The 26,078-nt window shown below is 70.3% G+C and carries 25 protein-coding genes, 4 tRNA genes and 1 other RNA gene; 18 read left to right on the forward strand and 12 right to left on the reverse strand.

What is annotated here, in order from left to right; translation table 11 throughout:
- The first annotated feature begins 214 nt into the window (after positions 1-214).
- Together ACWCRD_RS36635 and ACWCRD_RS36640 are read left to right on the forward strand one after the other, a co-directional pair.
- Positions 215-463: a hypothetical protein gene (locus tag ACWCRD_RS36635; protein ID WP_450970034.1), complete on the forward strand. Its 249-nt coding sequence runs from the start codon at positions 215-217 to the stop codon at positions 461-463.
- Positions 460-861 (forward strand): DNA-binding protein, encoded by a 402-nt coding sequence (locus ACWCRD_RS36640; RefSeq protein ID WP_450970035.1) that lies wholly within the window; start codon positions 460-462, stop codon positions 859-861. The genes ACWCRD_RS36635 and ACWCRD_RS36640 overlap by 4 nt, the downstream gene beginning before the upstream one ends.
- 438 nt (positions 862-1,299) lie before the next feature.
- Here the strand turns inward: ACWCRD_RS36640 and ACWCRD_RS36645 are convergent.
- Positions 1,300-1,384: transfer RNA gene (locus tag ACWCRD_RS36645), tRNA-Ser, on the reverse strand.
- Between the two features lie 73 nt (positions 1,385-1,457).
- Between ACWCRD_RS36645 and ffs the strand changes: the two genes are divergently transcribed.
- The 6 genes from ffs (at position 1,458) to ACWCRD_RS36675 (ending at position 10,344) form a co-directional block, all read left to right on the forward strand.
- Positions 1,458-1,554, forward strand: an RNA gene (gene ffs, locus ACWCRD_RS36650) — signal recognition particle sRNA small type.
- A gap of 67 nt (positions 1,555-1,621) precedes the next feature.
- On the forward strand, positions 1,622-3,883 hold the full coding sequence (locus ACWCRD_RS36655) for a DNA polymerase III subunit gamma and tau (RefSeq protein ID WP_450970036.1): 2,262 nt from the start codon (positions 1,622-1,624) through the stop codon (positions 3,881-3,883).
- Between the two features lie 271 nt (positions 3,884-4,154).
- Positions 4,155-5,408 (forward strand): phosphoribosylamine--glycine ligase, encoded by a 1,254-nt coding sequence (gene purD, locus ACWCRD_RS36660; RefSeq protein WP_450970037.1) that lies wholly within the window; start codon positions 4,155-4,157, stop codon positions 5,406-5,408.
- 356 nt (positions 5,409-5,764) lie between these two features.
- Positions 5,765-7,570 carry a hypothetical protein gene (locus tag ACWCRD_RS36665; protein WP_450970094.1) on the forward strand — a complete coding sequence of 602 codons (1,806 nt, stop codon included), beginning with the start codon at positions 5,765-5,767 and terminating at the stop codon, positions 7,568-7,570.
- Positions 7,571-7,783: 213 nt separating this feature from the next.
- The gene (locus tag ACWCRD_RS36670) at positions 7,784-9,286 is read left to right on the forward strand and encodes a N,N-dimethylformamidase beta subunit family domain-containing protein (protein ID WP_450970038.1); all 1,503 of its coding nucleotides are present in this window, start codon (positions 7,784-7,786) and stop codon (positions 9,284-9,286) included.
- 158 nt (positions 9,287-9,444) lie between these two features.
- The gene (locus ACWCRD_RS36675) at positions 9,445-10,344 is read left to right on the forward strand and encodes a phosphoribosylaminoimidazolesuccinocarboxamide synthase (RefSeq protein ID WP_450970039.1); all 900 of its coding nucleotides are present in this window, start codon (positions 9,445-9,447) and stop codon (positions 10,342-10,344) included.
- Between the two features lie 40 nt (positions 10,345-10,384).
- On the opposite strand, the gene ACWCRD_RS36680 is transcribed toward ACWCRD_RS36675, so the two are convergent.
- The 8 genes from ACWCRD_RS36680 to ACWCRD_RS36715 all read right to left on the reverse strand — a co-directional run bounded on the left by ACWCRD_RS36680 (position 10,385) and on the right by ACWCRD_RS36715 (position 14,867).
- Positions 10,385-10,460, reverse strand: a tRNA-Gly gene (locus tag ACWCRD_RS36680).
- A gap of 23 nt (positions 10,461-10,483) precedes the next feature.
- Positions 10,484-11,098, reverse strand: coding sequence for a response regulator (locus ACWCRD_RS36685; RefSeq protein ID WP_450970040.1), 615 nt, complete (start codon positions 11,096-11,098; stop codon positions 10,484-10,486).
- Positions 11,095-12,330, reverse strand: coding sequence for a sensor histidine kinase (locus tag ACWCRD_RS36690; protein ID WP_450970041.1), 1,236 nt, complete (start codon positions 12,328-12,330; stop codon positions 11,095-11,097). The genes ACWCRD_RS36685 and ACWCRD_RS36690 overlap by 4 nt, the downstream gene beginning before the upstream one ends.
- Positions 12,331-12,347: 17 nt before the next feature.
- Positions 12,348-13,127, reverse strand: a complete 780-nt coding sequence (locus ACWCRD_RS36695; protein WP_450970042.1) for an ABC transporter permease — start codon at positions 13,125-13,127, stop codon at positions 12,348-12,350.
- Positions 13,124-14,062, reverse strand: a complete 939-nt coding sequence (locus ACWCRD_RS36700; RefSeq protein ID WP_450970043.1) for an ABC transporter ATP-binding protein — start codon at positions 14,060-14,062, stop codon at positions 13,124-13,126. Before ACWCRD_RS36700 ends, ACWCRD_RS36695 begins: the two co-directional genes overlap by 4 nt.
- 137 nt (positions 14,063-14,199) lie before the next feature.
- A tRNA-Gly gene (locus tag ACWCRD_RS36705) sits at positions 14,200-14,272 on the reverse strand.
- 81 nt (positions 14,273-14,353) lie between these two features.
- Positions 14,354-14,425: transfer RNA gene (locus ACWCRD_RS36710), tRNA-Gly, on the reverse strand.
- 124 nt (positions 14,426-14,549) lie between these two features.
- The gene (locus ACWCRD_RS36715; RefSeq protein ID WP_115907231.1) at positions 14,550-14,867 is read right to left on the reverse strand and encodes a histone-like nucleoid-structuring protein Lsr2; all 318 of its coding nucleotides are present in this window, start codon (positions 14,865-14,867) and stop codon (positions 14,550-14,552) included.
- Positions 14,868-15,147: 280 nt separating this feature from the next.
- Here ACWCRD_RS36715 and purS point away from each other — a divergent pair, with 280 nt between their 5' ends.
- The 4 genes from purS (at position 15,148) to ACWCRD_RS36735 (ending at position 19,884) form a co-directional block, all read left to right on the forward strand.
- A complete protein-coding gene (gene purS / locus ACWCRD_RS36720) occupies positions 15,148-15,411 on the forward strand; it encodes a phosphoribosylformylglycinamidine synthase subunit PurS (RefSeq protein WP_365287283.1) in 264 nt (87 codons plus the stop codon).
- Positions 15,408-16,088, forward strand: a complete 681-nt coding sequence (gene purQ, locus ACWCRD_RS36725; RefSeq protein WP_450970044.1) for a phosphoribosylformylglycinamidine synthase subunit PurQ — start codon at positions 15,408-15,410, stop codon at positions 16,086-16,088. The genes purS and purQ overlap by 4 nt, the downstream gene beginning before the upstream one ends.
- Positions 16,085-18,343, forward strand: coding sequence for a phosphoribosylformylglycinamidine synthase subunit PurL (gene purL / locus ACWCRD_RS36730; protein ID WP_450970045.1), 2,259 nt, complete (start codon positions 16,085-16,087; stop codon positions 18,341-18,343). Before purQ ends, purL begins: the two co-directional genes overlap by 4 nt.
- A gap of 302 nt (positions 18,344-18,645) precedes the next feature.
- The gene (locus ACWCRD_RS36735) at positions 18,646-19,884 is read left to right on the forward strand and encodes an RNA-guided endonuclease InsQ/TnpB family protein (RefSeq protein WP_450970046.1); all 1,239 of its coding nucleotides are present in this window, start codon (positions 18,646-18,648) and stop codon (positions 19,882-19,884) included.
- Here the strand turns inward: ACWCRD_RS36735 and ACWCRD_RS36740 are convergent.
- On the reverse strand, positions 19,881-20,177 hold the full coding sequence (locus ACWCRD_RS36740; RefSeq protein ID WP_450970047.1) for a hypothetical protein: 297 nt from the start codon (positions 20,175-20,177) through the stop codon (positions 19,881-19,883). The genes ACWCRD_RS36735 and ACWCRD_RS36740 overlap by 4 nt on opposite strands.
- A gap of 59 nt (positions 20,178-20,236) precedes the next feature.
- On the opposite strand from ACWCRD_RS36740, the gene ACWCRD_RS36745 reads away from it, so the two are divergent.
- On the forward strand, positions 20,237-20,527 hold the full coding sequence (locus tag ACWCRD_RS36745; protein WP_450970099.1) for a hypothetical protein: 291 nt from the start codon (positions 20,237-20,239) through the stop codon (positions 20,525-20,527).
- Here the strand turns inward: ACWCRD_RS36745 and ACWCRD_RS36750 are convergent.
- The gene (locus tag ACWCRD_RS36750) at positions 20,454-20,678 is read right to left on the reverse strand and encodes a hypothetical protein (protein WP_450970048.1); all 225 of its coding nucleotides are present in this window, start codon (positions 20,676-20,678) and stop codon (positions 20,454-20,456) included. The two genes, ACWCRD_RS36745 and ACWCRD_RS36750, sit on opposite strands and share 74 nt — an antisense overlap.
- A gap of 77 nt (positions 20,679-20,755) precedes the next feature.
- Between ACWCRD_RS36750 and ACWCRD_RS36755 the strand changes: the two genes are divergently transcribed.
- The 5 genes from ACWCRD_RS36755 to purM all read left to right on the forward strand — a co-directional run bounded on the left by ACWCRD_RS36755 (position 20,756) and on the right by purM (position 25,733).
- Positions 20,756-21,394 carry a TetR/AcrR family transcriptional regulator gene (locus tag ACWCRD_RS36755; RefSeq protein WP_450970049.1) on the forward strand — a complete coding sequence of 213 codons (639 nt, stop codon included), beginning with the start codon at positions 20,756-20,758 and terminating at the stop codon, positions 21,392-21,394.
- A 10-nt stretch (positions 21,395-21,404) separates the two neighbouring features.
- Positions 21,405-22,202, forward strand: coding sequence for a sterol carrier family protein (locus ACWCRD_RS36760; RefSeq protein ID WP_450970050.1), 798 nt, complete (start codon positions 21,405-21,407; stop codon positions 22,200-22,202).
- A gap of 40 nt (positions 22,203-22,242) precedes the next feature.
- Positions 22,243-23,031 carry an META domain-containing protein gene (locus ACWCRD_RS36765; protein WP_450970051.1) on the forward strand — a complete coding sequence of 263 codons (789 nt, stop codon included), beginning with the start codon at positions 22,243-22,245 and terminating at the stop codon, positions 23,029-23,031.
- 61 nt (positions 23,032-23,092) lie between these two features.
- Positions 23,093-24,622: an amidophosphoribosyltransferase gene (gene purF, locus ACWCRD_RS36770; RefSeq protein WP_123966093.1), complete on the forward strand. Its 1,530-nt coding sequence runs from the start codon at positions 23,093-23,095 to the stop codon at positions 24,620-24,622.
- 43 nt (positions 24,623-24,665) lie between these two features.
- Positions 24,666-25,733 carry a phosphoribosylformylglycinamidine cyclo-ligase gene (gene purM / locus ACWCRD_RS36775; protein ID WP_450970052.1) on the forward strand — a complete coding sequence of 356 codons (1,068 nt, stop codon included), beginning with the start codon at positions 24,666-24,668 and terminating at the stop codon, positions 25,731-25,733.
- A 76-nt stretch (positions 25,734-25,809) separates the two neighbouring features.
- Here the strand turns inward: purM and ACWCRD_RS36780 are convergent, their stop codons facing one another.
- On the reverse strand, positions 25,810-26,067 hold the full coding sequence (locus tag ACWCRD_RS36780) for a DUF3073 domain-containing protein (protein WP_109497005.1): 258 nt from the start codon (positions 26,065-26,067) through the stop codon (positions 25,810-25,812).
- Positions 26,068-26,078: the final 11 nt, after the last annotated feature.

Raw genomic sequence — 26,078 nt, forward strand, 5'->3', positions numbered from 1 at the left:
AGGCCACTGTCGATGCCTACGGTGAGGATGAGCCCAGCTCACCGGCTTCTGGACCTGCCGCTGCCGGAAGCCGCTCCCGAGGGTTCGCCATGGATCGCGGCGCACCGCTACTGGGCCCGCTGAACCGGCGCGTCGTACCACCGCCCGGCTGAGCCCCTGCTCGAACAGAGGAACAGACAGCACGTAGCGCGCATACCACAGTATGCTTTCGCTTATGGCTGACACCACACGTATCACGGTGACACTCCCCACCGAGCAGGTGGCGGAGCTGAAGAAGATCACGGACAACATCTCCGGCTACGTGGCCGAAGCGGTCGCCAGGCAGATCCGGCACCAGCTCCTGGGGGCCGATCTGCGCAGCCACGCAGACGAGCACGGGGCCTTCAGTGAGGAAGAGCTGGCCGAGGCGCGGGCGCGGATCTTCGGTACGACGTCGGCCGCCGGCGGCGCGAGCGCTGCGTGAGCGGGCACATTGAGACCGTCGTCCTGGACAGCGAAGGGCTGTTGGCCTGGGTAGCGCAGGACCGGAAGGTTCTGGCGATGTTCCAGGTGTTCCACGACATGGGAGCGGACCTTGTCGTCAGCGCCAACACCATCGCGGAGGTGAGCCACGCCAGGGTGAACCTGCCCCGACTGCAATGGGCGCTCTCCCGTGTCAAGGTGGAGCCGATCACGGAGGCAGCGGCCAAGGCGGCGGCCCAACTGCTCAAGGGCGCCGGTCTGCACGGACACAAGTACGCGATCGACGCCACCGTCGCGGAAGCGGCCTTGCGTCAGCCTGGCCCGGTCGCCATCCTCACGCCGGATGTCGATGACATGACCCGGCTGTGCGGCAGCAAGGTCCGGATGATCGGGCTATGACCGCGACATCGTCCCGGAACGATGGACAGATCCGCATGGATCCACCGAGACCAGAGTCGCCGCAGGCCATCCCGTGATGGGTGGATAAGGCATCGACGGGTGCGGGGGCATGACTGCGTTCGGTGTCAAAGCTCCTCATGACGCGATGCCTGCCGACGGCTCAGGGCGGCGACTGCCTCTTCTTCCACGTCGTTGAGGACGGCCAACTCATCGTGTGGGTCCTGGCGGCCGGTAACCGTCGTGACGTATCCCGTCAGATGGTGTGGCGCCCCGCAGTCTGCGCCGGGCGCCCTGTAGGACGTGAGCGTACGCCTTCCCTACATGAGGAAATGCCCTAAATGTCGCCTATAAATGCAACCGAAACTGCAACCAAGGCATGCCGAAGAGCTGGACCGCAATGAGCGGTCCAGCTCTTCGTTTCGCCTGTTCAGGCGGCTGCGGAGGATACGAGATTCGAACTCGTGAGGGGTTGCCCCCAACACGCTTTCCAAGCGTGCGCCCTAGGCCTCTAGGCGAATCCTCCGCCGGAAACATTACATGACGTCGGAGGGTGCTAGCGAACTCGTTCGGGCGCCCGGCGATCAGGTAAGCTGGGCGCCAGCCCCTCACGCGGCGCTATCTGACTGAACTCCCCCAGGGCCGGAAGGCAGCAAGGGTAGGTCGGCTCTGGCGGGTGCGTGGGGGGTCTTGTGTTTCCCGGGATCGGTCGGGCGCATCCGGGCGGCCCGCGTTGTCAGTGGGCGCCTATAACCTCGTATGCGTGTCGTCTCTCGCGCTGTACCGCCGCTATCGCCCGGAGTCGTTCGCCGAGGTCATCGGGCAGGAGCATGTAACCGACCCGCTGCAGCAGGCGCTGCGGAACAACCGGGTCAATCACGCGTACCTGTTCAGCGGGCCGCGCGGCTGCGGCAAGACGACGAGCGCACGCATCCTGGCCCGCTGCCTGAACTGCGAACAGGGACCCACGCCCACGCCCTGCGGGGAGTGCCAGTCCTGTCGCGACCTGGCGCGCAACGGACCGGGCTCCATCGACGTCATCGAGATCGACGCCGCTTCGCACGGCGGTGTGGACGACGCACGTGAACTGCGCGAGAAGGCCTTCTTCGGGCCTGCCGCGAGCCGATACAAGATCTACATCATCGACGAGGCCCACATGGTCACGTCGGCCGGTTTCAACGCGCTGCTGAAGGTCGTCGAGGAGCCCCCGGAGCACCTCAAGTTCATCTTCGCGACCACGGAGCCCGAGAAGGTCATCGGGACGATCCGCTCGCGGACGCACCACTACCCGTTCCGTCTCGTGCCGCCGGGGACGCTGCGCGAGTACCTCGGCGAGGTGTGCGGCAAGGAGAACATCCCGGTCGAGGACGGCGTGCTGCCCCTGGTCGTCCGGGCCGGTCAGGGTTCCGTGCGTGACTCCATGTCCGTCATGGACCAGCTGCTCGCGGGCGCGCGGGAGGAAGGTGTGACGTATGCCATGGCGACGTCCCTCCTGGGCTACACCGACGGTTCGCTCCTCGACTCCGTCGTCGAGGCCTTCGCGACCGGTGACGGGGCCGCCGCCTTCGAGGTGGTCGACCGCATCATCGAGGGCGGCAACGACCCGCGCCGCTTCGTCGCCGACCTGCTGGAGCGACTGCGCGACCTGGTGATCCTCGCCGCCGTGCCGGACGCCGCGGAGAAGGGGCTCATCGACGCCCCGGCCGATGTCGTGGAGCGCATGCAGGCCCAGGCGGGCACCTTCGGCGCCGCCGAGCTCAGCCGCGCCGCCGACCTGGTCAACGAGGGCCTGACCGAGATGCGCGGCGCCAACTCGCCCCGCCTCCAGCTCGAACTGATCTGCGCGCGCGTGCTGCTGCCGGCCGCGTACGGCGACGAGCGTTCGGTGATGGCCCGCCTCGACCGGATCGAGCGGGGCGTGAACTTCTCCGCGGGCGGCGGGGCACCGGCCATGGGGTACGTGCCGGGACCCGAAGCACACGGGGGACCGGTGCCCGGAGCCGTCGGCGGCCCGGCTGGCGGCCCGGTCCCGCCGGGCGGCGGCCCCGCTGCGGCTCGGGCTGCAGTACGGAATGCCGGAGCGCCATCGGCCGGCATGCCCGGCGCCGGGGCCGGCACAGCCGCGCCGGTCGCCCCGGCAGCCCCCGCAGCATCCGCCCCCCCGCCCACCGCCGCAGAGCCGGCCGCCCCGGTCGCTTCACCGCCGCCCCCTGCCCCGGCATCCCCTGCCCCCGCCCCGGCCACCCCCTCCGCCGCCCCCGGAGCCTGGCCCACCGCGGCCCCCGCGGGCGGCGGCCGACGTCCCGGCGGCTGGCCCACGGCAACCCCGGCGGGCGCCGGCCAACCCCCGGCCACGCCCGGCGCGCCGACCGCTTCCGCACCCGCGCCCACGCCCGCGCCACAGACGGCGGCACCCGCCCCCGTCTCCTCCTACGCACCCCCGAGCGGCGGCCCGGACCCCCGCATGCTCTGGCCGAACATCCTGGAGGCCGTCAAGAACCGCCGCCGCTTCACCTGGATCCTGCTCAGCCAGAACGCCCAGGTGGCCGGCTTCGACGGCACGACCCTCCAGCTCGGCTTCGTCAACGCGGGCGCCCGCGACAACTTCGCCAGCAGCGGCAGCGAGGACGTACTGCGCCAGGCGCTGGCCGAGCAGTTCAACGTGCAGTGGAAGATCGAGGCGATCGTCGACCCGTCCGGCGGCTCCGCCCCGCCGCCCGCCCCTTCCAACGGCTCCTACGGCGGAGGCGGCTACGGCAGCACCGGCACCGGCGCGCCCCCACAGCGCCCGGCGACCCCGCCGCCCCCCACCTCACCCGCGCCAACGTCACAGCCCCCGACGGCCCGGACCACGCTCACACCCGCCCCCCAGCCCAGGGCCCCGGAACCCCCGCCCCCGGTCTCCCCCGAGGACGACATCCCCGAGGACGACGACCCCGACCTCAATGAATCGGCCCTCTCCGGCCACGAACTGATCGTGCGCGAGTTGGGCGCAACGGTCGTGGAGGAGTTCACGAACGAGTAAGCCGTCTTCCGGGCGCGGCTTGTTTCTCCCGGGCGGGAGTTCTTCCAGGAGGCCCTGTTCTTCCGGGCGCCCTGTCCTGGTCGCCGGTCACGGCACTCCAGCCCGTCCGGCGTTTGAGGACGAGGCCGTTCAGGCCGAAAGCGGGGGTCCGGGAGGCGGCAGCCCCCCAGGTCCGGCAACCCCACCACCCGGCACCGCTTGGAGGAACGTACAACTCCCCGCCCCCCTCCCACTCGGCACCCCGCACAAAACCCCCGTTAGGCTGACCCCCGTGAAGGTCCTCGTCATCGGCACCGGCGCCCGCGAACACGCCCTGTGCCGCTCCCTGTCCCTCGACCCCGACGTCACCGCGCTGCACTGCGCCCCCGGCAACGCCGGCATCGCCGAGGTCGCCGAGCTGCACCAGGTCGACGCCCTGGACGGCAAGGCCGTCGCCGCGCTGGCCACCGGACTCGGCGCCGACCTCGTCGTCGTGGGCCCGGAGGCACCCCTCGTCGCCGGGGTCGCCGACGCGGTGCGCGAGGCGGGCATCCCGGTCTTCGGCCCCGCCAAGGAGGCCGCGCAGCTCGAGGGCTCCAAGGCCTTCGCGAAGGACGTCATGGCGGGAGCGGGCGTGCCCACCGCACGCTCGTACGTCTGTACGACACCGGAAGAGGTCGACGAGGCCCTCGACGCCTTCGGTGCCCCGTACGTCGTCAAGGACGACGGCCTCGCCGCCGGAAAGGGCGTCGTCGTCACCGCCGACATCGAAGCGGCGAGGGCGCACGCCAACTCCTGCGAACGCGTGGTCATCGAGGAGTTCCTGGACGGCCCCGAGGTCTCCCTCTTCGCCATCACCGACGGCGAGACGGTCGTCCCGCTGCAGCCCGCCCAGGACTTCAAGCGCGCGCTCGACGGCGACGAGGGCCCGAACACCGGCGGCATGGGCGCGTACTCGCCACTGCCGTGGGCCGACCCGAAGCTGGTCGAGGAGATCCTGCAGACCGTCCTGCAGCCGACCGTCGACGAGATGCGCCGCCGCGGCATCCCCTTCTCCGGCCTCCTCTACGCCGGTCTCGCGATCACCTCGCGGGGCGTCCGGGTCATCGAGTTCAACGCTCGCTTCGGCGACCCCGAGACCCAGGTGGTGCTGGCCCGTCTGAGGACCCCGCTGGCCGGCGTCCTGCTCGCCGCCGCGAACGGTACCCTCCAGGACCTGCCGCCCCTGCGCTGGAGCGCGGACGCCGCGGTCACCGTGGTCGTCGCCTCGCACAACTACCCCGGCACCCCGCGCACCGGCGACCCGATCACCGGCCTCGACGAGGTGGCCGCCCAGGACGCCCCGCACGCGTACGTCCTGCACGCCGGCACGAAGCACGACGGTGACACGGTGGTCAGTGCCGGCGGCCGCGTCCTGTCCGTCACGGCGACCGGCAAGGACCTCACCGAGGCCCGCGACCGCGCGTACCGGGCCGTCTCCCGCATCCACCTCGACGGCTCCCAGCACCGCACGGACATTGCGGCGAAGGCGGCGCAGAACGCCTGACCCCACCGCGGCGTCCACACCCGCCGACCAACCCATCGGGCCCCGGATCCGTCTAAGGATTCGGGGCCCGACGCGTTCGCGGCGGGGCTCCGGGTCGGGTTCAGGACCAGAGGCCTGATCCTCGCTTTCCGTCATCCACCTCTCCCCAAAGCCATTCCATCGAGTGACCGATACCCCATCCGGCTGACGTGGGCCGAGGCCCCAACTAGGGTGCGGCGCAAGCGGTCCGGCACTTGGCCCACCGGCATTGCGATGTCAGTGGCGGGTGCCACAGTGGGGGAGTGAGCAACGCCAGGACAGCCGCGCAGCCAGGACAGCTTGGGAGGGGGTGAGGACCGGCCGTGACCGGTACCGGTATGGGTGTGGAAGCGGGCGCGCAGGCAGCGCGCGCGAGGGCCCTCGCCGTGCTGCGCATCCGCAGCAGGGCGCTGGCCGTGGCGGTGCTGCCCGCGGCGGTCGCCGTGATCCTGCTGGCCGGCGGTTCCACGGACCACCTGGTGGGCCCCTTCTGGCATGCCGCCCGCTGGGCCATGACCCCCCTCGCCGCCCTCGTTCTGCTCGCCGCGGGTGCCATCGCCCTGGTCGTCGCCCGCGCCCGCCCGGCCGTCAGCCCGACGGTCCCGATCGCCGAGGAGTCGGCCCCGGACCTGTACCGGATGGTGCGCGACCTCGCCGACCGGCTCGACGTCCCCGCACCCTCGGCGATAGCGCTCACCCCGGACTGCGACAGCTGGCTCGAGGACCGCACCCACCCTGCGCACGGCCCGCCCCCCGCGGCGGACCGGGACGAGATAGCGGGCATGCGGGGCGCCCACCGGCGCACGGCCGCGGCACCGGTCCTGGTCATAGGTTCCCCCTTCCTGTGGTGGATGCGCGTCGGCGAACTGCGCGCGGTCCTCGCTCCGGTCGTCGCCGGTACGGGACCCTCCGCCCATCCGGACATAGCAGCGGCCCGCCGCTTCGTACGGGGCCTGGACGCGGCGGTGGCCGTAGGCTCGACGCCCGGTCGCTGCCCTCTGACCCGCGGGGTGTGCGCGAGCATCGGCTGGGTGGCCCGTCTGCTGCTGCGCAGCTGCCGGGAGCATGCGGCGCAGATGGAGCGAGGCGTGGCGGCCGCGGCCTCCGAGCGTGCACAGGCTGTGGACTACGGCCTCAGGATCGTCGCCCAGGAACAGGTGGGCCTGGCCTACGCCGGCTGGGACCGCCTGCTGACCCGGGTCGCGCTGCCCGCCTGGCGGATGGGCCGCTGGCCCTCCCGACTGGACGCGGGAGTGGTGGCGGCTCTCACGGAACTCTCGCGTCGCGACCGCCTGGCCGAGGGCTTCGCCTCCCGTCTGGGTGAGCGCCCTGCCTGCGACCTGCTGGAAGAGCCCGGCGCGGTGGACGGGGCGGCCTCACTCCTCGCCGCCCGCCTCTTCCACGGCGGCCCCGCCGAGTCCGGCCGGGACTGGGCGCCGGTCGACTGGGACGAGTACCCGGAGGAGGTCGTGGACCGTAAATGGCGCACCGATGCGGCCCGCCTCCACCGAGTCCTCGACACCCTGGGCGTCAGCCGCGCCCCCGACCCCGGCACCCCGCCCCCCGACGGCCCCACCCTCTCCAGAATCCTCGACCACCTGTCGACCCCGGATCTCCCCCGGAACGACCCGGCAGTCGCCGACGGTGAGAACCACCCACAGGGCCCACCTGCACTCGACGACGAAAGTGGTACGCGTGGTGCGGGCGGGAAAACCACGGCCGAAGGCGAAGCCGAGGCCGAGCCGCCGGAAAACGAACGCACAGCCACCCTCGCCGCAGGCCTCACCGCCGAACTGGCCCGCGAGGAAGCCACAGCCGCCACCCCCGCGGAGCGAACCGCCCCCGACGCCGCGTTCTGGGACGAAGCCACGCTCCCGCTCTTCCCGCTCCAACCCCCGAGAACGGCCCGCGAGCTGCTCGCGGACCACGTCACCGCGATGGTCTGCTGCGCCGCCATGGACACCGCGGGCGCCACCCCCGGCCTCGACTGGCTCGACGGCCCGTCCCTCCTCATCAAGGGCGAACGGGCCACGGACCTGACCCCCCGCGTCCTCAGCCTCGTCGAGGACGGCGACCCGGCCCCCTTGCGGGCCTGGCTTCTCGAATCCGGCATACGCCCCGAGAAGCCCGTCCGGCTTGTGTGACGGTCACCCGTTCCGGAACCCCGCATTCCACTTTCGGCCAATTCGCAACGAATAGTGACCACATGGGTGCGCAATGTGATGTGCTGGGACCGATCGAGCACATGGCAAGGGCTTGCGGCACAAGCCAGGTACGCCAGGGCCACAAGCCAGGCACACCACACCATGCGACAGGCACACCACGCGACCGCGGGGGATCGAGGGAGGGGAGCGACCATGGGGCAGGAGCAGATCCGCCGCTGGGAATCCGGGGCGCTGGCGCATGCCGTGACCGATCCCTTCGGCCAGGGCCCGCTGCCCTGGCTCCGCGGCAGCGAGACATACTTCGACGACACCGGCCAGGTGGTCCCCTGGTACGTGGACGCCCCCCAGCAGTCGTCGTCGGGCGACTCCCCGGACACCCACCGCATCCCGGCCCCGCGAGCCGCCGGCGGCCCCCGCTCCGCGGACGACGTCCGCCGCCAGATCAAGGGCTTCATCTCCACCGGCGCGGTCGCCCCGGGCGAGGCCGTCGACTTCCACATCACGGTCGACCCGCCCCAGGAGTTCAGCGTCGACATCTACCGCATCGGCCACTACGGCGGTGACGGCGCAGCCAAGATCACCACCAGCCCCCGCCTTGCCGGCATCGTCCAGCCCCCGCCGCTCGCCGCGGACCGCACGGTCTCCTGCCACCACTGGTGGCTCTCCTGGCGCCTGCAGATCCCGAGCTACTGGAGCATCGGCGCCTATGTCGCCGTACTCACCACCGTCGACGGCTACCGCTCCCACATCCCCTTCACGGTCCGCGACAAGCACCCCGCGGACCTGCTCCTGCTGCTGCCGGACGTCACCTGGCAGGCGTACAACCTCTACCCGGAGGACGGCCGCACGGGCGCGAGTCTCTACCACGCCTGGGACGAACAGGGCCGCCTGCTGGGCGAGTCCGACGCGGCGACCACGGTCTCCTTCGACCGCCCGTACGCCGGAGCCGGCCTCCCCCTGCACGTCGGCCACGCCTACGACTTCATCCGCTGGGCCGAGCGCTACGGCTACGACCTCGCCTACGCCGACGCCCGCGACCTGCACGCAGGGCACGTCGACCCCACCCGCTACCGCGGCCTGGTCTTCCCGGGACACGACGAGTACTGGTCGGCCAGCATGCGCCGTACCGTCGAACTCGCCCGCGAGAACGGCACGTCCCTCGTCTTCCTCTCCGCCAACACCATGTACTGGCAGGTGGAGTTGGGCCCGTCCCCGTCCGGCGTCCCCGACCGCCTGCTGACCTGCCGCAAGCGCAAAGGCCCCGGCCGGCCCGTCCTGTGGCGCGAGATCGACCGCCCCGAGCAGCAACTGGTCGGCATCCAGTACGCGGGCCGGGTCCCCGACCCCAGCCCCCTGATCGTCCGCAACGCCGACCACTGGCTGTGGGAGGCGACCGGCGCCCACGAGGGCGACGAGATCGACGGTCTGGTCGCGGGCGAGGCGGACCGCTACTTCCCGCGCACCCCGCTCCCCGAGCACGAGGAGCGCATCCTGCTCGCCCACTCCCCCTACACCGACTCCGAGGGCACCCTCCGCCACCAGGAGACATCCCTCTACCGAGCCCCCTCGGGCGCCCTGGTCTTCGCGTCCGGGACCTTCGCCTGGTCCCCGGCCCTGGACCGTCCGGGCCACGTCGACACCCGCGTCCAGCGCGCCACGGCCAACCTCCTGGACCGTATCTGCAAACGTGACTGAACTCACGTAAGCCCACGTCACCGCCCCTTTCGAGCCCACCCCACTCCAAAGGCGATCCCCGGCATACGGGAGAATCGGCGTATTGGCCCGCCCGTCTCCCACCACCGCCCTATCCGAGCCCTGCGGGCGCCCCTTTCGTTCAACCACGGGGAGGAACCGTGTCCGGATTCGTAGAAAAGCCCGAGCCGATCCAGGTTCCGGGACTGGTTCATCTCCACACCGGCAAGGTGCGCGAGCTGTACCAGAACGAGGCCGGTGACCTCGTCATGGTCGCCAGCGACCGCATGTCCGCCTACGACTGGGTGCTGCCGACCGAGATCCCCGACAAGGGCCGCGTCCTCACCCAGCTCTCCCTGTGGTGGTTCGACCGGATCGCCGATCTGATCCCCAACCACGTGATCGGCACCGACCTGCCCGCCGGGGCCCCCGCCGACTGGGCCGGCCGCACCCTCGTCTGCAAGTCGCTGCAGATGGTCCCGGTGGAGGCCGTCGCCCGCGGCTATCTCACCGGCTCGGGCCTGCTGGAGTACAACGAGTCCCGCACCGTCTGCGGCCTCGCCCTCCCCGAGGGCCTGGTCGACGGCAGCGAACTCCCCGCGCCGATCTTCACCCCGGCCACCAAGGCCGAGGTCGGCGAGCACGACGAGAACGTCTCCTACGAGGAGGTCGCCCGCCAGGTCGGCGCGGACACCGCCGCCCGACTGCGCCAGGCCACCCTCGCCGTCTACGGCCGGGGCCGGGACATCGCCCGGGACCGCGGCATCATCCTCGCGGACACCAAGTTCGAGTTCGGCTTCGACGGCGAGACCCTGGTCCTCGCGGACGAGATCCTCACCCCGGACTCCTCCCGCTTCTGGCCGGCCGACCAGTGGCAGCCGGGCCGCGCCCAGCCGTCGTACGACAAGCAGTTCGTCCGCGACTGGCTGACCTCGCCGGCCTCCGGCTGGGACCGCAAGAGCGAGCAGCCCCCGCCGCCGCTGCCGCAGCAGGTCGTGGACGCGACCCGGGCGAAGTACATCGAGGCGTACGAGCGCCTGACGGGCACGAGCTGGTCGTAGGACACGAAGAAGCCCCCCGGCAGAAGCCGGGGGGCTCATCTGGAGCGGACGACGAGGCTCGAACTCGCGACCTCAACCTTGGCAAGGTTGCGCTCTACCAACTGAGCTACGTCCGCAGTGCGCCGTGGCGCGGAGCCAACTATACCCAACCCCGCTCCCGCGCGAGCCGCACCGCCGTATGACGGTTCTCGGCTCCGAGCTTGGAGACGGCCGACGACAGGTAGTTCCGTACGGTCCCCTGGGACAGCGCGGCCCGCTCGGCGATCTCCGCGACGGGCGCTCCGTCGGCGGCGAGTTCCAGCACCTCGGCCTCCCGCGCGGTCAGCGGCGAGTCCCCGGAGGCGATCGCATCGGCGGCCAACTCCGGGTCGACGTAACGGTTCCCGGCGTGCACGGTCCGGATGATCTCCGCGAGCCGCTGCGCGCTGACCGTCTTCGGAACGAACCCCCGCACACCCGCCGCAAGCGCCCGCTTCAGATGCCCGGGCCGCCCGTGACTGGTGACGATCAGCACCTGGCAGCCGGGCAGTTCGGACCGCAGGGATGTGGCGACCTTCACACCGTCGCCGCCCGGCATCTGGAGATCGAGCACGGCCACGTCGGGCTCGTGAGCCCGCGCCATCGCCAGCGCCTCGGGACCGGACGCGGCCTCGGCCACGACCACGAGGTCGTCCTCCAGGGTGAGCAGCGCGGCGAGCGCCCCCCGGATCAGATGCTCGTCGTCGGCGAGCAGCAGCCGTACGGCGGCGGTCATGCCATGACCCCTTCCACACTCAGCGGCACCTCGGCCGTCACCCGGAACACATCCGCCCCGACCCGGCCCGCCTCCAGCGTCCCGCCCACCGCCGACAGCCGCTCCCGCAGCCCGGCCAGTCCGGACCCGCCGCCACCGGCAGGGGCCGAGGCCCCGTCGTTCTCCACGGTCAGCACCACACATCCCGCACCGGCCTGCAGTGCTATGTCGCATCGCACCGCGTCCCCGTGGCGCAGCACGTTCGTCGTCGCCTCCCGCACCACCCACCCGAGCACCGACTGCACCCCGACCTCCAGCCCACCGGCCTCCCCGCTCACCTCGCAGCGGATCCCGGCCGCACTCAACACGCCCTGCGCACCCGCGAGTTCGACCCCGAGATCGGCCCCCCGATACCCCCGTACGACATCCCGCACCTCCCGCTGCGACTCCTGCGCGATCCGCTGCACCTCGATCATCTGCTCCACCGCCTCGGCCCGCCCGCGCCGCGCCAGCTGCACGGCCAGCTCGCTCTTCAGGGCGATCACGGCGAGATTGCGCCCCATCACGTCGTGCAGATCCCGCCCGAACCGCAGCCGTTCCTCGGCGACGGCGAGCCGTGCCTCGACCTCCCGGGCCCGTTCCGCCTCCCACAGCACGGACAGGGTCCAGGCGCCGCAGCGGCTGGCGATCAGGGAGAGGGCCGCCCCGAAACCGGTCATCACGCCGATCGCGACGATCCCGGCGGGATCCGGATCGGCCCAGGCGAACGCGGCCATGAGCAGCACGGCGAGCACGGCGGACCGGCGCAGGAACACCCGCACGGACACGACCAGCCCGTACAGCAGTCCGAAGGGCAACAGCGTGGCACCGATGACCAGCCTGATCGTCACCGGGTCGGCCCCGCCCAGCGCGGCGAGCGCCAGGGTCAGGGCCAGCGCGAGGCCCAGCAGGACGGCGGCGGGGCGCAGGGCGCCGACCGGGAGTTCGGCGCGGCCCAGGTAGTGGTCGAGCACGGTCCGGGTGAGCCGGTTGGCCTCCACGCACTGCAGGGCGCTCACCAGGAGGAGCAGGCCCGCGAAGACCACCGGCGCGGTCCGCCGCTCAAGTGCGCCCACCAGTGGCAGTGCCAGCCAGGACAGGGAGAAGACCCACGTCGTGACGTACCCGGTCACCACGGTCTGCAGCTCGACCCGCTCGGCCTTGCTCCGCTCCCGCCAGTACCGCCGCTGCCACCCCCGTATCAGCCCGAACATCCCCGTTCCCCCGTCCGTCAGCGTCGAGGTTCCCAGCGGAACCACCGCCGTACAGCAAACACCGCCACCACGGTCCAGGCCAGGGCGGTCGCCACCGCGCCCAGCACCTCGTAGGCAGTCAACTGTCCGGTCCAGCCGCCCCGGACCAGCCGGATCGCGGGGGAGAGCGGAAGCAGTTCGCAGACGGAGGCCAGCCGGTGCGGCAGGACCTCCGTGGGGATCATGATGCCCGAGCCGAACATGGACATGAACACCAGCGGCGCAGCCGTGATCTGGGCGCTCTCCGTGGTCCTGGTGAAGGAGGCGGTGAGCGCGGCGAGCGCGGCGCACAGCACCAGGCCCGACAGCAGACCGAGGATCGTGAGATACGGCGCCCGGGGCGCCCCCGCGTCGAGCAGCACCGCGCAGCCGACGCCGAACAGGACGGCCTGGGCGAAGCCGAGGCAGACGGCGGGCAGAGCGGTGCCGGTCAGGATCTCCGCGTCGTCGAGTTCGCCGGTGCGCAGCCGCTTGAGGACGAGCTCCTCGCGGCGGGCGACGTACGCACTCACCAGGGGGGTGTACACGGCGAACAAGAAGGAGAAGCCGACCGCGGCCGTCAGCATCACCGTGCCGACGCTCAGCCCCTCCGCCTTCAGATCCATCTGGTCGACCGCGGGCCGCACACTGATCGGCAGCGAAAGCGGCATCAGCAGCGCCATGACCACCGCACTCCGGTTGCGCCCGAGCAGTGTCAGCTCCGCCCGCGCCAGCGCCCGCAACCGCCGCCCGACCGGGCCGAGGACAACAGCGCTCACACCGCCACCTCCCGCTCCCGCGCGATCCCCAGGAACGCCTCCTCCAGCGAGGCGGACCGCACATCCAGCCCCTGCAGCTCCACCCGCGCCCCCTCGGCCCACACCAGCAGCCCGGTGGCCGCCCGCTGCAACTCCCGCGTCCGCAGCCGTACGACGTTCCCGTCCACCTCGTGCCCGCACACCCCCAGCTCACCGAGCGGCGGCAGGTCCCCGAGGAAGTAGCCGTCGGGCAGCCGGAAGGAGATCCGTGAGGGCTGCGCGGCGGTCACCTCGGCCGGCGTCCCGGTCGCCGCGACGTTCCCCTCGTGCAGGATCGCGATCCGGTCGGCGAGCCCCTCCGCCTCCTCCAGGTAGTGCGTGGTGAGCAGCACGGTGGTGCCGCCGTCGCGCAGCGCCCGTACCAACTCCCAGGTGTCCAGGCGCCCTTCGGCGTCGAGCCCGGTCGTGGGCTCGTCCAGGAACAGCACCTCGGGCTCGCCGAGCAGCGCGAGCGCGAGATCCAGCCGACGCCGTTCACCCCCGGACAACTGCTTCACCCGTACGTCGGCCCGTTTCCGGAGGCCGACGAGCGCCAGCGCCTCGTCTTCGGGCCGCGCGCCGCTCACACACCCCGCCCACATGCGCGCGGTCTCCGCGACGGTCAGCTCGGACGGAAACCCGCCCTCCTGCAGCATCACCCCGACCCGAGGCCGTACGGCGGCCCGTTCCTCGTACGGATCGTGGCCGAGCACCCGCACCCGGCCGCCGGCCGGGCGGGCGAGTCCCTCCAGCACTTCGACCGTGGACGTCTTGCCCGCGCCGTTGGTGCCGAGCAGGGCGAAGATCTCGCCGCGGCGCACGGAGAAAGAGATTCCGCGCACCGCCTCGAACCCGCCCCCGTACACACGCCGCAGGTCAGTGACCTCAATCACGTGTTCGCGTTCGTTCGTGTCCATGACTTCAGCGTCCCGGCGGCCGGGGCCCGGCAGCAGTGCGCGCTGTCATCACTCGGCATGACAAATGTCAGAGGTACGGCGGGGGAGACGCCGAACACGACGAAGGCCCCAGTCATAAGACTGGGGCCTTCAATCAGAGCGGACGACGAGGCTCGAACTCGCGACCTCAACCTTGGCAAGGTTGCGCTCTACCAACTGAGCTACGTCCGCATTGCCTCCGACCGGCTCCCACCGATCGGCGCGAGCACCAGCCTACCTGATCCACAACAGTGGTCCGGACCGGCGATGCAGAGCGGGTGACAGGAATTGCACACTGCGCCTTCCCCCTGGAAGGGGGATGTTCTGCTACTGAACTACACCCGCATGTACTCCGTGAGCCGGGCCTTTCGGCCTCGCCCCTCGGCGTGCTCCAGACTCTAGCTGACCAGGAGGGGTGCAGCGCAAGTCGGTTCTCCCGAGGGGCCGGTGACCGGTCGTCGGGCGGCGGCTACTGGGCCGCGCTGAAGGCCTCGTAGACCTTCTTGGGGATCCGGCCGCGGGCCGGGACGTCCATCTTGTTGGCCTGGGCCCAGGCGCGGACGGCTGCCGGGTCGGGGGCGACCTCCGTCTGCCGGTAGGTCCGGCCCGACTTCGACCGCTTGCGGCCGGCCTCCACGTACGGTGCGAGCACCTTACGCAGTTTCTTGGCATTGGCTTGATTCAGGTCGATCTCGTACGACTTGCCGTCGAGTCCGAAGGCGATCGTTTCCGCCGCTTCCGAGCCGTCGATGTCGTCAAAGAGAGTGACCACGACCTTCTGCGCCACGAATAATCGGTCCCTTCGTGCGGCACGCTGACAATTCATTTGTACAGTGCCCGACAATGCAATGTGAAGCCCGACTAAATCCTCCCGCGTGTCCGAGCGCAATAGGTTTCGGATGTCGATCCGGGATCTTTCCCGGAAATTTTCTGGAGGGGCCCGCCGCCACGCCGGATCGTGACAGGCGTCACGTAGATTCCTACAAGTCGACGCGCGTAGAAATTTTGTGCAGGTAGTCTGAAACCACTGCAGGAACCTGCTCCGCACCACACCACCGGGAGTGCACGTGGCACGCGTCGTAGTCGACGTCATGCTCAAGCCGGAGATCCTCGACCCCCAGGGCCAGGCGGTGCAGCGCGCACTGCCGCGTCTGGGTTTCGACGGCATCTCCGACGTACGTCAGGGAAAGCGATTCGAACTGGAAGTTGACGGACCGGTCGACGAGGCCACCCTCGCCCGCATCCACGATCTTGCGGAATCCTTCCTCGCCAACACCGTGATCGAGGACTTCACCGTCAAGGTGGAGGAAGTCGCGGAGGCCGCGAAGTGACCGCTCGTATTGGCGTCGTCACTTTCCCCGGCAGCCTCGACGACCGGGACACCCAGCGCGCGATCCGCCTCGCGGGCGCGGAACCGGTCGCCCTCTGGCACAAGGACAAGGACCTCCACCAGGTGGACGCGGTCGTCCTTCCCGGCGGTTTTTCCTACGGCGACTATCTGCGGGCCGGTGCCATCTCCCGCTTCTCGCCGGTGATGGAGACGGTCATCGAGCAGGCCAAGGCCGGCCTTCCGGTCCTCGGTATCTGCAACGGCTTCCAGATCCTCACCGAGGCCCACCTCCTCCCGGGCGGCATGCTCGGCAACGACCATCTGCACTTCATCTGCCGCGACCAGAAGCTGCGGGTGGAGAACGCGGACACCGCGTGGACCGTCGACTACGAGCGGGGCCAGGAGATCCACATCCCGCTCAAGAACATGGACGGCCGGTACGTGGCCGACCAGTACACGCTGGACAAGCTGGAGGCCGAGGGGCGGGTCGCGTTCCGTTACCTCGACTTCAACCCGAACGGCTCGCTCAACGACATCGCCGGCATCACCAACGAGGCCGGGAACGTCGTGGGCCTCATGCCGCACCCGGAGCACGCCGTGGAGCCCCTCATCGGGTCGGGCCGCACCGACGGCCTCCCCTTCTTCACCTCGATCCTCAAGAAGCTGGTCAACGCATGAGCCGGACGCCTCTGGACACGGTCGAGCACGCGGCCGCGACCCCCGACGTCGAGCTGCCCTGGGCCGAACTCGGCCTGAAGAAGGACGAGTACGAGCGGGTGGTGGAGATCCTCGGCCGCCGCCCGACCGGCGCCGAACTCGCCATGTACTCGGTCATGTGGTCCGAGCACTGCTCGTACAAGTCGTCGAAGGTGCATCTGCGCCAGTTCGGCGAGAAAGCCCCCCAGTCCGACGCCCTCCTCGTCGGCATCGGCGAGAACGCCGGTGTCGTCGACGTCGGCCAGGGCTACGCGGTCACCTTCAAGGTCGAGTCGCACAACCACCCGTCGTACGTCGAGCCCTACCAGGGCGCGGCCACCGGCGTCGGCGGCATCGTGCGGGACATCATCGCGATGGGCGCCCGCCCGGTCGCGGTCGTCGACCCGCTGCGCTTCGGTGCGGCCGACCACCCGGACACCAAGCGCGTGCTGCCGGGCGTGGTCGCCGGCATCGGTGGCTACGGCAACTGCCTGGGTTTGCCGAACATCGGCGGCGAGGTCGTCTTCGACGCCTGCTACCAGGGAAACCCGCTGGTCAACGCCGGTGCCATCGGTGTGATGCGGCACGAGGACATCCACCTGGCGAAGGCGTCCGGCGAGGGCAACAAGGTCATCCTGTACGGGGCCCGTACGGGCGGTGACGGCATCGGCGGCGCCTCGATCCTGGCCTCCGAGACCTTTGACGACGCCAAGCCGTCGAAGCGTCCGGCGGTCCAGGTCGGCGACCCCTTCCAGGAGAAGCTGCTCATCGAGTGCACCCTGGAGGCCTTCAAGGAGAAGCTGGTCGTCGGCATCCAGGACCTCGGTGCGGCCGGCCTGTCCTGCGCGACGAGCGAGCTGGCCTCGAACGGCTCCGGCGGCATGCGCGTCACCCTGGACGACGTACCGCTGCGCGACTCCACGCTCTCGCCCGAGGAAATCCTCATGAGCGAGTCGCAGGAACGCATGTGCGCGGTCGTGGAGCCGGAGAAGGTCGACCGGTTCCTGGAGATCTGCGACAAGTGGGACGTCATCGCCACCGTCATCGGTGAGGTCACCGACGGCGACCGCCTGGAGATCTACTGGCACGGCGGCAAGATCGTCGACGTCGACCCGCGGACCGTGGCGCACGAGGGCCCGACCTACGAGCGGCCGTACGCGCGCCCGGAGTGGCAGGACGCCCTGCAGGCGGACGACGCGGGCAAGCTCCCCCGGCCCACGACCTCGGCGGAGCTGAAGGACCAGGTCCTGAAGCTGGTGGCCTCGCCCAACCAGGCCTCCAAGAAGTGGATCACCTCGCAGTACGACCACTTCGTGCAGGGCAACACGGTGCTGGCCCAGCCCGAGGACTCGGGCATGATCCGCATCGACGAGGAGTCCGGTCTCGGCGTCGCGATCGCGACGGACGGCAACGGCCGGTACGCCAAGCTCGACCCGTACGCGGGCGCGCAGCTGGCCCTCGCGGAGGCGTACCGCAATGTCGCCACGACCGGCGCCAAGCCGCTGGCCGTCTCCGACTGCCTGAACTTCGGCTCGCCCGAGGACCCGGCCGTCATGTGGCAGTTCGTGGAGGCGATCCGCGGCCTCGCCGACGCCTGCCAGCAGCTGGGCACCCCGGTGACCGGCGGCAACGTCTCGCTCTACAACCAGACGGGCGAGGCGGCCATCCACCCGACGCCCGTGGTCGCGGTCCTCGGCGTCATCGACGACGTGACCCGGCGCACGCCGGTCGCCTTCCAGGAGGAGGGGCAGCTGCTGTACCTCCTCGGCGACACGCGTGAGGAGTTCGGCGGTTCGGCCTGGTCGCAGGTGGTGCACGACCACCTCGGCGGCCTGCCCCCGAAGGTCGACCTGGAGCGTGAGCGCCTGCTGGCCGAGATCCTGATCTCCGCCTCCCGCGACGGCATGATCGACTCCGCGCACGACCTGTCCGACGGCGGTCTGATCCAGGCGGTCGTGGAGTCGGCGCTGCTCGGCGGCAAGGGCGCGCGCCTGGTCGTACCGGACGGGCTGGACGCGTTCACCTTCCTCTTCTCCGAGTCGGCAGGGCGGGCGGTCGTCGCCGTACCGCGCTCAGAGGAGGTCCGCTTCAACGACATGTGCGGTGCCCGGGGTCTGCCCGTCACGCGCATCGGCGTCGTGGACGGCGACAGCGTCGAGCTGCAGGGCGAGTTCGAACTGTCCCTGGAGGAACTGCGCGAGGCACACGAGGGGACGATCCCGGCGCTGCTCGCGTAGGCAGAGGTACGACGGTGAAGGCCCCGCCCGGATCACGTTTCCGGGCGGGGCCTTGTCGGCTGGTCGGGCGTTCAGCCTGTTCTCGCGAGGAACCCCAGGGCTTCAGCCCTGGAAGGAGTCGCATCCTCGTGGTTACGGGGCGGAGCGCCGGGGTATCGCCGGTGCATGCTCGGCCGCGAAGCGGCCGGGTGTGGTGTCCGGCGGAGCCGGTGCTGTGCCCATGTGGTGGTGGGTTCACCCGGTCGGGTGATGCATGGTGAACGCGCGGTGGGCAGTCGTACATACATGTAGATTCCTTGATCGTGAAGCTGGTGGTGCAGGTCAGGCTGTTGCCGACGCTGGAGCAGGCGGCGGCACTTGAGGCGACGCTGTGCGCCTGCAACAAGGCAGCCACCTGGGCCAGCAAAATCGCGTTCGAGAAGGATGTGAAGCGGAACTTCGCGCTGCGCGAGCACACCTATGGCGAGATCAGGGCTCGCTGGGGACTGGGCGCGCAGGCCGCCCAACACGTCGTGAAAAAGACGTGCGATGCGTACGCCGCGCTCAAGGCCAACCTCAAGGCCGGGAACCTCGGCACGCGCGGCTCGAAGCGCTACCGCAGGGCCACTGAGAAACCGATCGCCTTCCGTCCGGAAGGGGCGCAGCCGTACGACGACCGGATGCTGTCCTGGCAGGTTCCCGAGCGGCGGATCTCGATCTGGACCGTGCGCGGACGGGTCAAGGACGTCGCGTTCACCGCTTCACCGGAGCAGTTGGCCACCTTGGCGCTGTACCGAAAGGGCGAATCGGACCTGCTGTACCGGGACGGCATGTGGTTCCTGAACGCCACCTGCGAGGTGCCCGAAGCCCCGCCGAACACCGAACCGCATGACTTCCTCGGCATCGACCTGGGCATCGTCAACATCGCCACCACGTCCGACGGCGAGATCATGGCCGGACGCGAGCTCAACCGCATCCGTGCCCGGGAACGGACCTTGCGTGGCAAGCTGCAGAAGAAGAACACCCCGTCCGCCAAGCGCCGCCTGAAGAAACGGCGGCGCAAGGAAGCACGGCGGGCCAAGGACATCAACCACAAGATCGCGAAACATGTGGTGGCCGAGGCAGAACGCACCGGTCGCGGGATCGCCCTGGAGAACCTGACGGGCATCCGTGACCGGGTACGGCTTCCCAAGCCCCAACGGGCCACACATTCCAGCTGGGCCTTCGCTCAGCTGGGGAAGATCATCGCGTACAAGGCCCGTAAAGCCGGGGTGCCGGTGGTGTACGTCGATCCGGCGTACACCTCGCGCACCTGCGCCGAGTGCGGGCATGTGGACAAGGCGAACCGGGTCTCCCAGGCCTGGTTCGTGTGCCGGTCCTGCGGATTCGTTGATCACGCGGACCGGAACGGCTCCCGCAACATCCGTGCCAGAGCATGGGAGTTGTGGCGAGGCGGGGCGCAGTCAACCGCCCCAGGCCCACCCCCGGAACCGAGGCGTGGGAGAGGACGCAAACGCAGCGCCACAGCCAGCGGCGCCCGTTGTGCAAGCCTGGGACCTTAGTCCCTGGTCGTTGACCGGACGTAGTTCTTGAGAATCTCCGTGTCCAGTTCGATGTCCATGGGGCCGGGTACGGACACCTTCTCGCCGAACTTCGACGTCTGGATGCTGCGGTAGCCGCCGACCTGCCGGTCCGGGTTGCTCGACAACCATGAGCGCGCCGTCCGGGTCGGCTCCCCGGTGATCACCGGAGACGTCCACGCGTACCGCTTCCCGCCCCAGTCCGTCACCAGCAGCAGCGCACTGGAGAAACCGGCCGCGAGCGCGGCGCCCGCGTAGTCGACCGGGCGGCGCACGTGGTGCTCGGGGAGTTTCAGGGCGAGAGCGGCGCCGGTCAGGGCGGCGATACCGTGGCGTGATCGGCCAGCAGGCCGCCGATCCAGGGGCGATCGCCACCTTCCTGCTCGGCTCCGCGCTGTGCGGCGCCGCCCAGTCGATGGCGCAGCTGATCGCGGCCCGGGCTGTGCAGGGCCTGGGTGGCGGTGGCCTGATGAGCGTGACGATGGTGGTCATCGCCCACCTCAAAGGCCCGGAGAAGAAGAGCGCCGACAAGGGCACCAACCTGGGTGGCCTCATCGCCGGCGGCGCCATGGCGATCGGCCGTACAGGGGGAGCATCGCCGCCGACGCCAGCGCGTAGGCGCTGACCAGCCACGGGATCTTGTCGATGCCGTGGCCGGGGTCGAGGTCCCGGACGATCGGGACGGTCGCGGCGGACACGATCTGCATGTCCAGCAGGGCCAGGACGATCGTCAGCAGGCAGACGACGAAGGCGACTTTGCGCTGGGTCTCGGTCATGACACCACCATGCCGACCTTTGTGTACCGAGTCAATGTTTCATCTCGGCTTAAAATTCGCCTTGGTACAGTGAGGGCATGGCTGAAGTGATGGGGCTGCGGGAGCGCAAGAAGGCGCAGACCGCGCGGCGGATCTGGCAGGTGGCCGTCGAGCTGTTCATCGAGCGCGGGTTCGACGCCGTCTCGGTCCAGGAGATCGCCGACGCGGCCGAGGTCTCCAAGATGACCGTCTTCAACTACTTCGGCTCCAAGGAGGACCTCGTCTTCCTGCCCATGGAGGAGCACTTCGGCGACGCGGCCCGCGCGGTGCGCGAGCGCCGGACCGGCGAGTCCGCCGTGGCGGCCGTGCGCCGGCAGTTCCTGGAGATGGCCGAGACCCGTGACCCTTCGGTCGGGCTGCACCCCGAACCGTTCGCCCGGCAACTGCGCCAACTCGTCCTCGGCACCCCGGTCTTGATGGAGCGCGCCTTCCTCTCCGCCCAGAAGGGCACCCGCGACCTGGCCGCGCTGCTCGCCGAGGAGACCGGCGACCCCATGCTCGCCACCGTCGCCGCCGCCATGCTCAGCGCCGCCCGCAACGCCCTCATCGAGGAGCATCACGCCCGCATCGCTCGCGGTGAGACCGCCGACGAGGTCGCCGCCGATGCCGCGGAGCGCGCCCGGCAGGCGTTCGACCTGGTTGAAAAGGGGCTGAGCGGCTACGCCGTGAAGGCATAGGCTCGCCGCCATGCCCCCGGCCAAGAAGCGCCCCCGCACCTACGACCCGGCCAAGGTCCGCGCCGCGGTCCTCGCCCAGCTCGGGAACGTACGGGAGACCGTACGGAAACTGCCCCCCGAGCAGTTCGCGCTCCCCACCCGCCTCGGTGAGTGGACCGTGCGGGAGCTGGTCGCGCACATCGGGATGGCGGTGACGGCCGTACACCGGTCGCTCGACAAGCCGGAGCCCGCCAAGCAGGACGCCGTGCTGCTCGACTGGGCCTTCGCCACCGCCGCCAACTCCTCGGCCATCGACGACTTCACCCGGCGGCTCGCCGAGCAGCACACCGACCTCGGCGCCTATCTCGCGGACATCGAGCAGAGCCTGGACCGGCTGCTCGACGAGCACCCCGGCAGCCGTCTCCTGGAGACCAACGTCGGCGCCCTGCCCCTCGCCGACTACGTCGTCACCCGCACCGTCGAACTAGTCGTCCACACCGATGACCTGAACGCAGCCGTGCCGGGCCTGGAGGTGCCGTACGACCGCCAGTGCCTCGCCGCCTGCACCCGGCTGCTCGCCGACGCCCTGGCAGCCAAGGCGCCCGGCGGCTCCACCGAGGTGCGGATCCCGCCGTACGCCGTCGTGCAGTGCATCGAGGGCCCCCGGCACACCCGCGGCACCCCGCCGAACGTCGTCGAGACCGGTCCGCTGACCTGGATCCGGCTCGCGACCGGGCGGGTGACCTGGGCGGATGCCGTCCAGGAGGCCCAGGTCAGCGCCAGTGGGGAACGGGCGGACCTGGGCGGGCTGCTGCCGCTGATGAGGTGAACGCGGGGAACCGGTCCTCCGTCCCTTTCGTCCCATCGGCATGGACAAACAGCGACTCACCCTCGCCGTCCTGACCGTCCTTCCGCTGGTCATGGCGTGCGGAAGCGACACAGGCGGCACCTCCGCCGCCTCGGAGGTGTCCGGGGTCCACTGGAAGGTCGACAGCGTCACCGTGGACGGCACCACCCGGCGCGCTCCCGCCGACGCCGACCTCCGGATCCGCGCGGACGGGACCGCCGTGGGCAACTACGGCTGCAACGAGTTCGGCGCGAAGGTCGCCTTCAAGGACCACCGAGTCGAACTGACGAACGCCCACCAGACCCTGATGGCCTGCGAGCCCCGGCGCATGGCCTTCGAGCGGGCCCTCGCCACCACCCTCACCGACCACTCGCTCACCGTCGAGACCAAGGGCGACGGCCTGACGCTCACCACCCACGACGGCGACCGCATCCGGCTGACCAAGGAGAAGGACGCCCCGCTGTACGGGACGAAGTGGACGATCACCGCGCTCGGCGACTCCAACGGCACGGCGACCGGCCTGCCGCGGCAGCAGACGGCGTCCGCTCACCTCACCTTCGACAAGAAGTCCGGCAAGGTCACCGGCCGCCTCGGCTGCAACCACGTCACCGCGAACGCCACGGTCCGCGACGGACATATCACCCTCGGCGCCCCGTCCACCACCCGAATGATGTGCGACACCTCACTCATGCATACGGAGAAGGCTCTCCTGCGCCTCTTCGACGGCACCGTGAGCTACGGGCTGGATCAGCAAACCCTCACGCTGACCAGCACGAACGGAGAAACCGCCAAGGCGGTCGCCGAGCGGTGATCCATTAGCGGCAGCTGTCCCCAATTCGGACCAGTGGTCGATCTCGCCTACACTCGGTGGCGTGCCACGTGGTGACGGTCGACTCAATCATGATCTGCTCCCCGGTGAGAAGGGCCCCCAGGACGCCTGCGGCGTCTTCGGAGTCTGGGCTCCCGGTGAAGAGGTCGCCAAGCTCACTTACTTCGGGCTCTACGCCCTCCAGCATCGGGGCCAGGAATCCGCGGGAATCGCGGTCAGCAACGGCTCCCAGATCCTCGTCTTCAAGGACATGGGCCTCGTCTCCCAGGTCTTCGACGAGACCTCGCTCGGTTCGCTCCAGGGTCATATCGCGGTCGGTCACGCCCGCTACTCGACCACCGGCGCCTCCGTGTGGGAGAACGCCCAGCCGACGTTCCGCGCCACCGCGCACGGCTCCATCGCGCTCGGCCACAACGGCAACCTGGTCAACACGGCGCAGCTCGCCGAGATGGTCGCCGACCTCCCGAAGAAGGAGGGCGGCCGCACCCCGCGCGTGGCGGCCACCAACGACACCGACCTCCTGACGGCGCTGCTCGCCGCCCAGGAGGACGCGGACGGCAAGCCGCTGACCATCGAGGAGGCCGCCCACACGGTCCTCCCGAAGGTGCGCGGAGCCTTCTCCCTCGTCTTCATGGACGAGCACACCCTCTACGCGGCCCGCGACCCGCAGGGCATCCGCCCGCTGGTCCTCGGCCGCCTGGAGCGCGGCTGGGTCGTCGCCTCCGAGTCCGCCGCCCTCGACATCTGCGGCGCGAGCTACGTCCGCGAGATCGAGCCGGGCGAGTTCGTGGCCATCGACGAGAACGGTCTGCGCACCTCCCGATTCGCGGAAGCGAAGCCCAAGGGCTGTGTCTTCGAGTACGTCTATCTGGCCCGTCCGGACACCGACATCGCCGGCCGGAACGTGTACCTCTCCCGCGTGGAGATGGGCCGCAAGCTCGCCAAGGAAGCCCCGGTCGAGGCCGACCTGGTCATAGCGACCCCGGAGTCCGGCACCCCGGCCGCCATCGGCTACGCGGAGGCCTCCGGCATCCCCTTCGGCGCGGGCCTAGTGAAGAACGCGTACGTCGGCCGGACCTTCATCCAGCCCTCGCAGACGATCCGCCAGCTCGGCATCCGTCTGAAGCTGAACCCGCTGAAGGAAGTCATCAAGGGCAAGCGCCTGGTGGTCGTGGACGACTCGATCGTGCGCGGCAACACCCAGCGGGCCCTGGTGCGCATGCTCCGCGAGGCGGGCGCGGCGGAGGTCCACATCCGGATCTCCTCACCGCCCGTGAAGTGGCCCTGCTTCTTCGGCATCGACTTCGCCACCCGCGCCGAGCTCATCGCCAACGGCATGACCATCGACGAGATCGGCACCTCGCTGGGCGCCGACTCCCTGGCGTACATCTCCATCGACGGCATGATCGAGGCGACCACCATCGCCAAGCCGAACCTGTGCCGCGCCTGCTTCGACGGCGAGTACCCGATGGAGCTCCCGGACCCCGAGCTGCTCGGCAAGCAGCTCCTGGAGACCGAGCTGGCCGCGGGTCCCGCAGCCACGGCCGCGGCCGACGCGATCCGTCGCCCGTAAAGCCCGTCATACCTGCCGTACGACACGAAAGTTCTCACTAGCCATGTCTGAGACAACTGGTGCCAGCTACGCAGCCGCGGGCGTCGACATCGAAGCGGGCGACCGCGCGGTCGAGCTGATGAAGGAGTGGGTGAAGAAGACGCAGCGCCCCGAGGTCCTCGGCGGCCTCGGCGGTTTCGCCGGCCTTTTCGACGCCTCCGCCCTCAAGCGCTTCGAGCGTCCCCTCCTCGCCTCCGCCACCGACGGCGTGGGCACCAAGGTCGACATCGCGCGCCAGCTCGGTGTGTACGACACCATCGGCCACGACCTGGTCGCGATGGTCATGGACGACATCGTGGTGTGCGGCGCCGAGCCGCTGTTCATGACCGACTACATCTGCGTCGGCAAGGTCCACCCGGAGCGGGTGGCCGCGATCGTCAAGGGCATCGCGGAGGGCTGTGTGCTGGCCGGCTGCGCCCTGGTGGGCGGCGAGACGGCCGAACACCCGGGGCTGCTCGGCCCGGACGACTTCGATGTCGCCGGTGCCGGTACGGGCGCGGTGGAGGCCGACCGGCTGCTGGGCCCGGATCTTATCCGTACGGGTGACACGGTGATCGCCATGGCGGCCTCCGGGCTTCACTCGAACGGGTACTCGCTCGTCCGGCATGTCCTGCTGAACCAGGCGGGCCTGTCGCTCGACGCGCGGATCGAGGAGTTCGGCCGCACCCTCGGCGAGGAGCTGCTGGAGCCGACCAAGATCTACTCGCTGGACTGCCTGGCCCTGACCCGTACCACCGAGGTGCACGCGTTCAGCCATGTCACGGGCGGCGGCCTGGCCGCGAACCTCGCCCGCGTCATCCCGGACGACCTGCACGCGATCGTCGACCGTTCAACCTGGGCCCCGGCCCCGGTTTTCGACCTCGTCGGCAGGACGGGGCAGGTCGAGCGCCTGGAGCTGGAGAAGACCCTCAACATGGGCGTGGGCATGATCGCCATCGTCCCCGAGGAGTCCACCGACGTGGCTCTCGCGACGCTGGCCGACCGCGGGGTCGAGGCATGGGTCGCCGGAGAGATCACCGAGCGCGGCGATCACGAGACGGGCGCGGCCCTCGTGGGGGACTACAGCGCCTGACGGTGGCGAAAGCAGCGCAAAACCCGGTCCGGTGGTGTGGACCACTCCCGGACCGGGTCAAGCACTGCTCAGTGCGTCAAGCGCCGCGGCGATGTTGCGACGACGGACCGGACTCGTCGTCCTCGTCCTCATCGTCGTCGTTATAGAGACTCGCGTACTCGGCGTACGGGTCGTCTTCGTCCTCGTCGTCCTCGAACGGCTCGCCGTTCGGCGGTTGGCTCGAAGTCGAAGCGCCCAGCTCGCTGGCCAGACGCGACAGGTCAGTCCCGCCGCTGTTGTACTTCAGCTGGCGGGCGACCTTCGTCTGCTTGGCCTTGGCCCGGCCGCGCCCCATGGCTCGACCCC

The organism is Streptomyces sp. NPDC002092 (assembly GCF_053593775.1).